Source organism: Planococcus soli, assembly GCF_016881065.1.
Taxonomy (GTDB): domain Bacteria; phylum Bacillota; class Bacilli; order Bacillales_A; family Planococcaceae; genus Planococcus; species Planococcus soli.
In genome coordinates this window covers 317,871-330,449 of sequence record NZ_WXYN01000016.1, presented here as the reverse complement: position 1 = coordinate 330,449, position 12,579 = coordinate 317,871, and the positions used below count along the sequence as shown (strand labels likewise).

The window sequence follows — 12,579 nt, the reverse complement described above, 5'->3', positions numbered from 1 at the left end:
AATGATTCTCAATAAGTCTTATTTTAGTGCTATCTGTCACATTTGTAAAGCTTTTTCTAAAATTCCTAGTGAAAATTGTTCTCATTTAATAAGAATTTATGCTATAGTTACGGTAATGAAAATCCTATCAATTAGATTTTGGTGAAAGATATGGAGGAATTAAGCAATGACAATAGCCGTCAAAACCAACGACTTGTCCATTGGATATACCGACAATTTACTTTTTGAAAATTTAAATCTATCGATTCCGCGCGGTGAAATTTCAGTATTTGTCGGCAGCAACGGCTGCGGCAAATCGACACTTCTCCGCTCGATTGCGCGTCTTCTTAAACCTCAAGAAGGCTCTATTTTATTGGAAGGCAAAGAAGTCCATAATATGTCTTCACGTGAAGTGGCAAAAAAAATGGGCATCCTGCCACAATCACCTGTTTCGCCTGAAGGTTTGACGGTGCATGACCTCGTCAAGCAGGGCCGCTATCCACACCAATCCTGGCTGAAACGCTGGACTGAAGAAGACACGGAAAAAGTAGAAGCTGCCATGAAAGCGACGCGTGTCGATCAATTCCGCGACAAGCCTGTCGATGAATTATCAGGCGGACAGCGCCAACGTGCCTGGATTGCCATGACACTCGCTCAGGATACCGAAATTATTCTGCTGGATGAACCAACTACTTATTTGGACATGACACACCAAATTGAAATTTTGGATTTGCTGTTTGAGCTGAATGAAACACAAGGACGCACGATCATCATGGTTCTTCATGACTTGAATCTGGCTTCCCGTTATGCACATAATATTATTGCCATCAAAGATGGAGCGGTATTCGGACAGGGAACTCCTGAAAATGTCATCAATTGCGATTTGGTCCGCTCTGTTTTTGGAATGGAATGCCAGGTTTCCAAAGATCCTTTGTTCGGTACACCTCACTGCGTACCTTTTGGCAGAGGGCGCTGCATCGTCCCTGAAATCCAACAGGCATTAAGCAGCGCACAATAGTGGACAAACTGAATCTTTTCCAAGTACAGCTCCAAACGAATCCCAATGGCTTTATGACCTTATCGGAAAGCATGGGCAGCCGTTCTGATGAACTGATTGCGAAAGTCCTCGAGGAATCGGGAGCGCCTACTGAAACCGTAGCATCGTCTATCTTCATGCGGCGCTTCGGTTTTTTCATTTCGGCACAGCTTTACTTATTGGCAAATGGGCAAATGTGGGGTGGCCCAATGAGCGAGGTCTACTTGACGGAGGCTGAGTATGGAATTTCTTTTGAAATAGATGGAAAATGGCTAAGGCCTCGCCGGGAAGGCGATCTGGAAATAGTTTTGAAAGACTATGCCCTGCCTGTGGTGGAAACGTTCCGAACGGTCGGTCCCATCTCCAAACTGAACCTCTGGGAAAACATTTGGGGCTACGTAATCTGGATGTATGGCATGGAAAGTTCGGTTCAGGCTGAACAGGATGTTCAGGATTTGCTGACAGATTCTTTTTGGCAGCCCGAAATGCGCAAATCGCATTTCAAGCAGTTTTTAGGCGGCCACGGCTTGGCACAGTCAAAGGCAGAATACAAACGCGTAACTTGCTGCCTTTATAAAGAGTTGCCGGAAACGGATAAATGCCCTTATTGTCCTTTACGAAAATAAACGCCTGCTGAGATGCAAGGCGTTTTTATTTTGACTAACTTCAACACGGTTATTTCAGGAACTCCAGGCGGTTGCCGAACGGGTCGAAGACAAAGAAGCGTTCGACGCCCGGTATGCTGCTATCTTCCTGCCATTCGACTCCGTATCTGCTCAATTGATCTTTCAGTTCATCATACCCAGCGACCCGAAATGCCGGATGTGCTTTTTTCGCCGGTGAAAATGGCTCTTCCACACCTACGTGTAATTGTTGCCCGCCAAATCCAAACCAGGCGCCTCCTCTTCCTTTTAACGCTTCCGGTTTTTCAATTTCCTGCATCCCTAAAATTTCCGCATAAAATTTTATCGCCGCCGCTTCTTTTCCAGCAGGTGCCGCAACTTGTACGTGATCAATATGTAAAACAGAAAAACCCATATTCTCACTCCTTTCTTTTTAGTTTATCGATTTTTTGGTCAAAAGAATATACGATTGTTTTTAAGCTTTCCCATAAGTTTCTCTAATCACTTTGCAAACGGATTCAGTTTGCCGTAGCATAAGGTACAAAGAGGTGAACCATCGTGACTTTACCACAACAAGCCAGATACTTTCTGAGCAGCCAATCTGTGGCAGTAGACCGTATTCCGCAGCAGCCGCTCAGCCAACACATTCCCACCATGATTGAAGAACTGAAGGATTGGTGCGGAAGCGACAATGCCGGAGTAGCAGTATCCTACTTTTTCCGTCAATATGCCTTGTACGTCACTGCTCAGTTCCATCTGCTCCATCAACATGGCGGCTATTTTTCTTTGCACTGGCAGGAACTGCAATTTGATCGTGTCCATAATTACGGGCTGCCTCTTTTAGAAACGCATGCAGATTCAACCACCTTTAAAAAAGTCATGCCGAATGAACGATTCCTGGCTTTTCATGAAATCCTCAACCTGCAAGTAAACGAACTGCTGAGTGAATTCAAAAAACATATAAAAGTATCCCCCATTACCTGCTGGGAGAACGTCCTCGGTTCTGTTCTTTGGTTTTATGCGGGTTTGGAAACCCAAAATCCGCGAAAGACTGCAGAAGACCTGGAGTGGCTTCTTGAGTCGAACAATTGGAAACCAATCAAAACTTCGTATCTTGCCGACCTGCTTGGCACGGCTTCCCTGAAACAGGCGGTTTCAAAGCCGCTTAGAAAAACCTGTTGCATGTACAAGGAGATGCCCCTTTTTGATACATGTACATTTTGTCCAAAACCTAACTAAAACACCTCAGCAAAAATGCTGAGGTGTTTGTTTATACTTCAAATACTTCGTGCAGGATTTGGCCTGGTGAATTGTTGATCAAGTTTTTGTAGACGCAGCTTGCGGGTTTTTTCTGCAAGACTTTAGCGAAGGACTTGGCATGTTCAGTCTCACCGACTACATGAATTTCATCCCAATGCCGATCTTTTTTCAACTTTTCAATTTTGCTGCTCATATCTTTGTAGAAACGCTCCAAATTTTCTTTTAAACGATGATCCAGATCATCAGCGTGGCTGCCACTGTTCCCGCCTAAATGAGCACCGCCAGCAAACGAATTTCCTCCGGCACTGCGGCCTGCAGAATGGACCCCTGTTTGTTCGGTCCAAACTTCAAGTCCTGAATCAAATTCATAAAAAATTTCTTCATTGATGATTCCCATGGAAGTGTCAATGACACGTATGCCTTTAAAGCTCGGCAAAACGATTCCTGTGTAAGGGTATGCTTTGTACATATATCTTAATTCATCTAAAACGGGTTTCGTTTCCCAATGAAAACTTGTTTTAACTGGAACCTGAACATAATGTACGGACCACAAATCCTCATGCGGGGACGCAAAAATGATGACACCCTTTTGGAGGTCATTTTGATTATCCAAAATTTCTTTTTCAACCTTTTTCCTCAAAGTTTTATACGCTTTTATTTCTTTCTCATCATCAGATGCTTTCAAGTATTCGTCCAGCCGCTTTAGACCGTTCTTCAGGTGGATTTTCCATGCCCCGTTTTGGGCATTTAAATCAGTTGGATTTGTATTCAAATAAACACTTAGCACGCAACGGTCTGGACATTCAAAACTTTTCAATTCCTGGATTTCGTCGTATAAGGTCATTCAATCATCCTCCTTGTATTCCGTCCTTGTTATCTGATTACCCCCATAAGTTTTATTTAAACGAATCTTCTGAATGATTATACGAACAGTGTTTAAAATTATCAATCTGTGGTAAATAAAGAGTATGTTAAAAAATTTGAAGGAGCGTGTTACAGGATGGAAAACATCAACAAACAGGTTGAAGATAAACTGAAGAATACAGATGATAAGAAAAAAGAGCAGATTTTAGCAGATTTTTCGGTCTTCATTAATTATTTAGGAGACAAAGTGGAAATTGGCGAAAAAATGGGCTTAAGTGAGGAACGCATAGCTCAATTGGCTGAAAAAGTGGCCGGCTACTTAGCGAAAAAAGAGGATCCGAAAAACAGTGAAGAATATTTATTGCAGCGCTTATGGCAGGTTGGCGATAAAGAACAGCAACATATGCTGGCACACATGCTGGTGAAATTAGCCAAAGACCAAAACAAATAATAAACAAAAGGCCATCCTTAATTGGATGGCCTTTTTTCATATAGATGAAACATGAACAAGTAAACAAAGCCGCTTGCCAGTGCGAGCATACCTAACAGGCCGAACGTCCAAGCAAACCCAAACCACGCCGTCATCGGAATGGAAATCGGGGCGATCATCCGCCCGATTGTATACCGCAAACTGGCAGCCGCAAAATATTGCCCGCGCATGTCTTCTGGTGCCAGTTTGGAGATGAAGTTCTGCTGCAGCCCGACAACCATCAGCTCTCCAAAAGTGAATATCGCCATGGCGACAACGAATATCCAAAACCACGAAGTCAGTGGAAATAGCCACATGGCCACCGCATACAAAGCAGCAGAGGCGAAGAACACCCATTTTTCAGGGAACTTAGTCATCCAGCGAGTAATGACAACCGTCAACAATGCGACAAACAAACCATTCTCCGCTAACAGGATACCAAAAGAAGTTTCTCCTGTTACTGTCCACTCCCGATCAAAAAGAGTGGCTATGGTCTGGATATCAATTGTTTCCTTTAAATAGATTGGAATCAGCAAATCCAGCTGCATAAAGGTTTGTGCGCCTAAAACTCCCCCAATAATAAACAGCAGGAACAAGCGATCTTTAAAAATCAAGCCATATTCTTTAAATTGTTTGGACACTGCTCCCATCCAGCCTGTAGCCTCCTGTGACTGCCATTTGTCGACCATCACCTGAGACAAGGTTTCCTTTGTCAGGAGCCTTAGAACCAGGCCAAGCAGCATTGAAATCACTGTCACAACCAGCAGCAGTTCAAAGCGGTATGAAAAGAACAGTACAGCGCCGAATAGCGGCCCTACTACAACGGCAATATTTAAGGTCGTATAAAAAATAGCAAAAACATCGCTGCGATATTTTTCCGGAACGACATCCGCAATCATTGCCTGGCTCGCCGGCCAATACAGAGACCCGCACATTCCAGCAAGCGTAAACGCGACAAACCCAAGTTCGGGAGACTGCAGCCACGGAGAGTTGGCAAAGGCAAACAATAAAAATGAAAAGCCTTGAGCAACAGAAGCCATGACCAGCATGCGTCTGCGGCCAAAGCGGTCTGCACAATAACCTCCGACCAGGTTTGACGCCACAGAAAACACTTGAGAAATTACCAGCAGCAATCCTGCTGTCCCTTTGCCAAACTCTTCCGCAAAATAAATCGCTAAAAACGGGAAAACCATCCAATAACTTGTGTTCATAAAAAATTCGCCGACCAGGCGAACTTTCAAACTTCGATCCCAATCTTTGATTTTCATTCCCATTTCCCCGCGTTCTTCTTTATGTCACCTCCGCATTTCCATGGAGGCGCTATTCAATGATTTCTAGCAGTCTGTAACTCAAGCAAATATCAATCATCAAATCTTTCCGCTCTTTTGCAAATTGAATGGAAATCCGTTCTTTGTCACGCTCAACGATTTCTCCAGCCCCAAATACACGGTGCCGGACCTGAACCCCCTCGTGCAATGCATCCTCTGAATCGATGGCATTCGGATTATTAGGAACCTTTACCTTGATGGGGGTTTTGGCCGCAGTGCGCTGCGGTTTGGCTTGCCGTTTTTCAGGAACAATCAAGTTTCGCACTTCATCCACAAAGCGTGATTCACTGTCGTAGCTGATCAGCTCCAGATGATTTTTGGCCCTTGTCATCCCAACATAGAACAGGCGGCGGGCTTCTTCCAACGTATCCGGCGTCTCCGCATCTTCTTCAGTTGGAATGACCCCTTCCACCAAATCGATCATGTATACGCGATCAAATTCCAGTCCTTTAGAGCTGTGGAAAGTCGATAAAGTCAACATATCATCGGTTTTTTCCACTTTTGCCTGCTGAGTTACCTGTTCCAACTGTTTCAACCGCTTTGCAAAAGCGGTCATGGATTCCAAAGGCTCCGCAATTTGTTCCAAAGTTGTCAAAATCTGCGCCAAATACGTCATTTTCATGCCGAACTTTTCTGCACGGCTTGAGAGCATTTGATCATAGCCCATTTCTCCGCGGATGGTCCGAATCACTTTCAGCGGTTTCATGCCATTTAATGCCTGGAACCATTTTTTCTGCTCGTTCAGTATTTTAATTTGATAGTCTTTTAAGGTGATGTTCAAATTGATTTCATCAAAAGCGGGCTTTTCTGTCGGCTTCATGCGGCTCAACATTTTCAACTGGCTGCCTGACCAATAAGCATTGGTTTTGGAAGCGACTTTCGCATAAATATCGACACGCTCCGGCTTTAGGCTGAAACGCATAAAGTTCAGCATATCTTCCACAATCCAATGAGAGAAAAAGCGGTTATCGGAATCTTTCATGTAAAAAGGAATGCCCAATCGTTCAAGTTCACTCATTAGCAGCGTTGAAGATGAATTGTTTCGGTACAGAATGGCAACATTTCCGTATTCGGTCAGTTCTTTGAGTTCTTTTAAGACGTATTTAAATTGTGCGTCTTCTGAGGTTAAACGTTTTAAAACGATTGGATCGCCTTCTGGCTGCTTCGTGAACATGTTTTTGTCATGGCGCTTTTTATTGGTTTTGATGAATTGATTGGCGGTATGGACAATGTTTTGGGAAGAACGGTAATTGCGCTCCATTTTCATGATGTAGGCATCAGGGTACACCGTTCTGAACTTTAACAAATACGTAGGTTCAGCAGCTCTCCACGTATAAATCGACTGGTCGTCATCGGCTACCACACAAAGATTTTGATGGCGGGCCACCAGCTTCTCCACGATAGCATGCTGAATCAGCGATGTATCCTGGCTTTCATCAGTCATAACATAATCCCATCGTCCTTGGTATTTCGCCAATAAGTTTTTGTCCTTTTCAAGTGCCTCATAGGCCAATGACAGCATATCATCGAAATCCACTAACCTAACGTCATAGTTTTCTTTAAAGGCTTCATACGTTTTCAAAATTTCAATCGCGCCTGGAAATGGCTCTTTCAGCTTGGCCCATTGTTTTCGCGGCAGCATTTTATTTTTGACAAAGCTGATAAATGAAGTCAGTTCTTCCAGCTGGTCATCGGTGATCGGCTCATCATTTTCGGTTTGGTACATTTCCCGAAGCAACTTCTTTTTATGAAGGCCGTTTGTCTCGCTGCCTTCGATCATGACGTAGCGCGATCCTGAAAAATAGTCACGGGTGATTTGAAAAGCTAAACTGTGGATGGTCGAAAAATCAATTGGCTGAAGTGAAGGAAAAAAACGCTTATAGCGTTCAAGCATGTCGTTGGCGGATGCTTTGCTGAAGGTAATGGCTTTAATGCGCTGAGGCGACACACCTTTCTCTTCAATCAGGTAACCGATGCGCATGATCATAGTGGTTGTTTTCCCGGATCCGGGGCAAGCCAGCAGCAGCAGAGGACCTTCTGTCCGCTCCACCGCTTTCCGCTGTATTTTATTTAATTGAACTCCAAGTTCCTGCTTTTTTCGTTCAAAAAATTGGCTCATTTTAAGGGGCTCCTTCATTTTTCAATAACCCTATATTAACACAAAAACGAACCCGTTTATCGGGTCCGCTTTTTTTCAAATCTATGCATATTTTTTTGTTGGTCTGCTTTTTATTTTTGTTGCTATGCGGCAAAGAGCGCCGCTTCGCCAGAGCGTCTTATGCCCGGCAGAGCTACATGGGCGCTTCCGCTTTTCTTTGTTGGNTTTTTGTTGGTCTGCTTTTTATTTTTGTTGCTATGCGGCAAAGAGCGCCGCTTCGCCAGAGCGTCTTATGCCCGGCAGAGCTACATGGGCGCTTCCGCTTTTCTTTGTTGGCCAGACTCCGGCAGCCAGCCCCTCGAGTCGCTTCAGCCTTTCGGGCAAGGCTTCCAGCGCTTGTCGGGCTAGACGGCTGCCTGCGCTTTTCTTTATTGTCCAGGCTCCAGCGCCCAGCTCTTTGGGTCATAAGCCACTCTGGCTATGCGGCAAAAAACGCCGCTTCGCCAGATCGTCTTATGCCCGGCAGAGCTACATGGGCGCTTCCGCTTTTCTTTTAAATAAAGTTTTTCTCATCCGGCTTGCTGATTGGATCGGCGTTGCGTTTGTCTTTTCTGTGTGCGGGTTCTTCGTAATGATGGTCATCCAATTCGACTGCTTTTTCTTCGCGTTCTTCTTCTATGGAACGCGGGCCTTGTGATTCAAGTTTTTCGTTTTGAATAGCCGTTTTTTCGTCTTCCGGCAATTCAAATGCATCCTGGGCGTCTTTGTTGACGTAAAGCAATAGCTTGCCGTCCTGAACGTCCCTGTAAAGATGCTCGGATTCATTTTCATCGATTCCCATATTCAAGAAGGCTTGATGAATCCTTTCATTTCCAGTTAAAAATGTGGCAAAGCGATCTGCCCATCCGCCTTCCGATGCATGAACTTCGACGTCTGATTTGCCTCTTACAAGAGACAACTGGTCATCTGATTTAGCCATTACATACATGTCTTCATCTAAATAGCCATCTTTTTTCAGCTCTTCGATTTTCTTTAAGACAGTTTCCTGTCTATCATAAGTTTCGATAAATCGATTTGTCATTATGATCTCTCCTTATAGGGGTTATTGTATTTTACCCTTATGGAAGAGGCACGAAACACCGCTTATTTTGCGGAAAGAATCTCACATACACGTCCAACTTGCCCGTCCTCTAACCGCACCTTGATGCCATGCGGATGGGTGGCGGAGTTTGTCAGTAAATCTTTAACGATGCCACGTGTCTTTTTTCCAGAGCGCTGATCCTGCTTTAGAATTACGTTTACTTCAATTCCAGGTTTTACGTCACTTCTTTTTTTGCCGTCCACGTTTATCCCTCCTTGCTTTCCTTTACTATACGCTATTCCCATAAACCCGACAAAAAATACTCTTAACACGCTTACCTAATTTCTTCTATCAAAATAAAAAAGGCGGGGATCAGTCCCCGCCTTACTTTATGCTTTACTGATTATAACCGATCACGGTCTGTACGTTTTTTGTTGGTTAGCTTGTCGTCTGTCAAATTAGTATCTTCATCAATATCCGCTTCTTCACGGCGAACTGTTTCATTGACAGTTTCTGTGTCTTGCACTTTGCGTTTCCCAACCACAATCTCTTCAGCTACTACGTCTTTTTTCGTAACTTCGACGCGTTCTTCTGACACTGGAATGTGAATGTTTTCGCCTTCTTGATAAGCATCTCCAGTTAACCCGGAATCCTTATCAAAGGAATTCCCTGTTGTTTCTTCGTTTACAGGGCGGCGCTCCACGTATACTTCTTCGCGTTCTACCGGTACTTCGATTGATTGAGTTTCTTCAACAACGTGTTTTCCTACGTTGACCTCACCAGTTTGCACACGCTCTTTGTCGACATTTAAACGTTCTTCGTGCAAACGAAGTTTTTCTTCATCTGTACCTGTACGGTTCAAATCTTTATTTGTGTCATTAAAGCTGTCCGTACGGTTTAAATCTTTATCCTTGTTATCGAAGCGATCTGTACGGTTTGCATCTTCAGCCGTACGATCCGATCCAAGTCCAAACCCTGTACCTGAATCTCTTCCGACACCTGCTGTTTCATTTGTATCACGGCTGAATGTGTCGTCTTTTTTATTGTAATAGGTATCGTTTTCAGTATTAGTGTCCACTGTCAGTCCGTCTTTGGCTACAGCTTCATCATCCATATGGTTTCTGCTGGTTCCTACTCCAGTAGCTCCAGCTGCTCCCATTGTACCTGCTGCACCGCTTGTAGAAGTGTTGTCGTATGGTGCTTTGCCTTCGTAGTTTGCACCGTACTCACGGTCAACGAATAATAAAATTTTGCCGTTCTGCACTTCATTGTAGTAACGGTCCGCTTCCGCATCATCTACACCCATTCCGGAGAATGCTTCACGTGAAGATTCGTTGCCTGATAAGAAGCCCATGAACTTATCCATCCAGTTTCCTTCAGATGATTTGTAATCTACATCTGTCCGTCCCCGTACCATGGAAATTTGATCTTTATCCCGTGCCATTACATACATATCATCTTCGCTAGAGCCTTGCGCTTTCATTTCCTCGATTTTCTTTAATACTTCCGTTTCACTGTCGAACGTTCCCATAAATTTATTGTTGGCCATTTTTCTATTCCTCCAATTTTTATGCGTATTTTGAAAATGCTTGCTTAGTTTAGAAAATACCCGACATGTCTTTTCTTAAACATCCTGAACTTTTTACGATTTGTTTTTCCTGCTTTTTTTACTCTTTATTCCACTTGTCTATCCCAGTGGCGGTGTGCTGTAATAGCTTCCAAGAAAGATGCGGTAAAAGTTGAACCATCTCCTGCCGCCACTACTCCAGGCTGGCTTTCAATCCCTGCTGCTTCAAGCCACTGCTGGCCATCATGCGTTGCACCAATCGGCTTGTAATGGTCGAATGCTTCACCAATATAGCGCGCCGCTTCTTTGGCAAATTTTCTGCTGACATCCGGTCCGCCTATTGCATAGACCGCGTCATACAAAACGGGATCCGTGGTTGTGAACGTGTGGTCGACTTCTACTTCTTTGCCGCTTGAACCTTTCAACTTGCCTTGCATTTCGCTGATGATTTCGTATTGGACGCCTTTCGCTTTGAGTCCTTCCAGAATCTTCAGTACTTCAGCATCGTTAAAGCCTTTATCTGCTAAAACTCCGACTTTGCGAGTTGCAGGAGACTTTATGGTATTATCCAGGCTCAATGTGGGTGAAGATTTCGTCACATCAGAACCGCCGCTTGCCGGCGGAGTCACTCCGATATTTTTAGCGACTGCCTGCGCCATTTTCAAATTGACGTTGGTGAACATTTCGACAGCGCCCTCACGAATCCAGGTCTCCTGGCATTTTCCAAGTTCAAAACTGAAAGCTTCGATAATGTGCTTCCGTTCCGGTTCCGTCATGCTGTTCCAGAACATGGTTGCTTGCGAAAAGTGGTCTTTAAAACTCTCGCTGCGGGCACGCACTTTACGCCCTTCCATTTTCTCCTGGTAATGAGAGTAGCCGCCGTCAGCCTCGCTCACCGGAGCTGGTGTGTTGTTGGTAAACGAGCTCTTCTGGTAAGACACCCGCCCTTTATTGATTGTCTGGCGTCCAAAGCCATCCCGCTGGTTATTATGGAATGGGCAAACTGGCCGGTTTATCGGCAGTTCATGAAAATTCGGTCCGTTCAAACGAAGCAGCTGGGTATCGGTATAAGAAAACAGACGTCCCTGCAGCAATGGATCATTTGAAAAATCAATTCCCGGTACGACATGGCCCGGATGGAATGCTACCTGTTCTGTTTCTGCAAAGACATTATCGACGTTGCGGTTCAAAGTCATCTTGCCGACAATCTGGATTGGAATCTCTTCCTGCGGCCATAGCTTCGTGGCATCCAGCAAATCAAAGTCAAAGTTATGCTCATCTTCCTCTGCGATAATCTGAACACCTAACTCCCACTCAGGAAAATCGCCTTGTTCAATGGAGTCATACAGGTCGCGGCGGTTGAAATCCGGGTCTTTTCCGGCAATTTTCTGCGCTTCGTCCCAAACAAGCGAATGGGTGCCAAGCGTCGATTTCCAGTTGAATTTGACAAAATGTGATTTGCCTTCCGCATTGACGAAACGGAACGCATGCACGCCAAAGCCATCCATCATGCGGAAGCTGCGCGGAATTGCACGGTCAGACATCAACCACATCATCATGTGTGCGGTTTCCTGATTGTTGATGACAAAATCCCATAACGTATCATGGGCACTGGCTGCCTGCGGCATTTCATTATGCGGTTCCGGTTTTACTGCATGGACAAAGTCCGGAAACTTAATGGCATCCTGGATAAAAAACACAGGCATATTGTTTCCGACTAAATCATAATTTCCTTCTTCTGTATAAAATTTAGTGGAAAATCCGCGAACGTCCCGGACCGTTTCTGCAGACCCTTTTGAGCCGGCCACAGTAGAAAAACGGACAAATACCGGCGTTTTTTTGCCTTTTTCTGATAGAAACTTCGCTTTCGTCAAATTCTCCAACGATTCATATGCTTCAAATTCACCGTGGGCAGCGTATCCTCTTGCATGAACGACGCGTTCCGGAATGCGTTCATGGTCAAAATGGGTCATTTTTTCCCGAAAATGAAAATCCTCCAACAAAGTCGGACCTCTTTCACCGGCTTTCAATGAAAATTCATCTTCTGCCATCTTCAGTCCCTGGTTGGTCGTCAAGCTTTTACCGGAATCGTCCACCCGATACTGCTCCAATTGTTCGTCTTTGCTGTTTTCGTTCACTTTGGGCTCTTTTGCCATTTCGCCACTCCTTCAGTTTTTTTTATTCCTTCTCCTATTCCCCTGTCTTGTTTTATAAAACACATCTGAACAAGCCTTTTTCATAAAAAAATCCCCGGAGGCCAGTGAAAGCCTTCGG

Annotated in this window: 12 protein-coding genes; 4 read left to right on the top strand and 8 right to left on the bottom strand. The window is 44.5% G+C overall.

Annotated features, from left to right (window positions below; translation table 11 throughout):
- Positions 1-166 precede the first annotated feature (166 nt).
- Both GJB59_RS09360 and GJB59_RS09355 read left to right on the top strand, forming a co-directional pair.
- On the top strand, positions 167-997 hold the full coding sequence (locus tag GJB59_RS09360) for an ABC transporter ATP-binding protein (RefSeq protein ID WP_142826997.1): 831 nt from the start codon (positions 167-169) through the stop codon (positions 995-997).
- Positions 997-1,641 carry a hypothetical protein gene (locus GJB59_RS09355; RefSeq protein WP_142826996.1) on the top strand — a complete coding sequence of 215 codons (645 nt, stop codon included), beginning with the start codon at positions 997-999 and terminating at the stop codon, positions 1,639-1,641. The genes GJB59_RS09360 and GJB59_RS09355 overlap by 1 nt, the downstream gene beginning before the upstream one ends.
- 49 nt (positions 1,642-1,690) lie before the next feature.
- Here GJB59_RS09355 and GJB59_RS09350 read toward each other — a convergent pair whose 3' ends face one another.
- A complete protein-coding gene (locus tag GJB59_RS09350; RefSeq protein ID WP_142826995.1) occupies positions 1,691-2,053 on the bottom strand; it encodes a VOC family protein in 363 nt (120 codons plus the stop codon).
- A gap of 143 nt (positions 2,054-2,196) precedes the next feature.
- On the opposite strand from GJB59_RS09350, the gene GJB59_RS09345 reads away from it, so the two are divergent.
- The gene (locus tag GJB59_RS09345; RefSeq protein ID WP_142826994.1) at positions 2,197-2,877 is read left to right on the top strand and encodes a hypothetical protein; all 681 of its coding nucleotides are present in this window, start codon (positions 2,197-2,199) and stop codon (positions 2,875-2,877) included.
- Between the two features lie 31 nt (positions 2,878-2,908).
- Here the strand turns inward: GJB59_RS09345 and GJB59_RS09340 are convergent, their stop codons facing one another.
- Positions 2,909-3,742, bottom strand: a complete 834-nt coding sequence (locus GJB59_RS09340) for a VLRF1 family aeRF1-type release factor (protein ID WP_142826993.1) — start codon at positions 3,740-3,742, stop codon at positions 2,909-2,911.
- A gap of 156 nt (positions 3,743-3,898) precedes the next feature.
- Here GJB59_RS09340 and GJB59_RS09335 point away from each other — a divergent pair, with 156 nt between their 5' ends.
- Positions 3,899-4,213 (top strand): DUF3243 domain-containing protein, encoded by a 315-nt coding sequence (locus tag GJB59_RS09335; RefSeq protein ID WP_142826992.1) that lies wholly within the window; start codon positions 3,899-3,901, stop codon positions 4,211-4,213.
- A 17-nt stretch (positions 4,214-4,230) separates the two neighbouring features.
- Here GJB59_RS09335 and GJB59_RS09330 read toward each other — a convergent pair whose 3' ends face one another.
- The 6 genes from GJB59_RS09330 to GJB59_RS09305 all read right to left on the bottom strand — a co-directional run bounded on the left by GJB59_RS09330 (position 4,231) and on the right by GJB59_RS09305 (position 12,461).
- Positions 4,231-5,499: an MDR family MFS transporter gene (locus GJB59_RS09330; RefSeq protein ID WP_142826991.1), complete on the bottom strand. Its 1,269-nt coding sequence runs from the start codon at positions 5,497-5,499 to the stop codon at positions 4,231-4,233.
- 52 nt (positions 5,500-5,551) lie between these two features.
- On the bottom strand, positions 5,552-7,678 hold the full coding sequence (locus tag GJB59_RS09325; protein WP_142826990.1) for an ATP-dependent helicase: 2,127 nt from the start codon (positions 7,676-7,678) through the stop codon (positions 5,552-5,554).
- Between the two features lie 532 nt (positions 7,679-8,210).
- The gene (locus GJB59_RS09320) at positions 8,211-8,738 is read right to left on the bottom strand and encodes a YflT domain-containing protein (protein WP_142826989.1); all 528 of its coding nucleotides are present in this window, start codon (positions 8,736-8,738) and stop codon (positions 8,211-8,213) included.
- A 62-nt stretch (positions 8,739-8,800) separates the two neighbouring features.
- Positions 8,801-9,001: a YwbE family protein gene (locus GJB59_RS09315; protein WP_142826988.1), complete on the bottom strand. Its 201-nt coding sequence runs from the start codon at positions 8,999-9,001 to the stop codon at positions 8,801-8,803.
- Between the two features lie 140 nt (positions 9,002-9,141).
- Positions 9,142-10,287, bottom strand: coding sequence for a DUF2382 domain-containing protein (locus tag GJB59_RS09310; protein ID WP_142826987.1), 1,146 nt, complete (start codon positions 10,285-10,287; stop codon positions 9,142-9,144).
- A gap of 125 nt (positions 10,288-10,412) precedes the next feature.
- The gene (locus GJB59_RS09305; protein WP_142826986.1) at positions 10,413-12,461 is read right to left on the bottom strand and encodes a catalase; all 2,049 of its coding nucleotides are present in this window, start codon (positions 12,459-12,461) and stop codon (positions 10,413-10,415) included.
- Positions 12,462-12,579 lie beyond the last annotated feature (118 nt).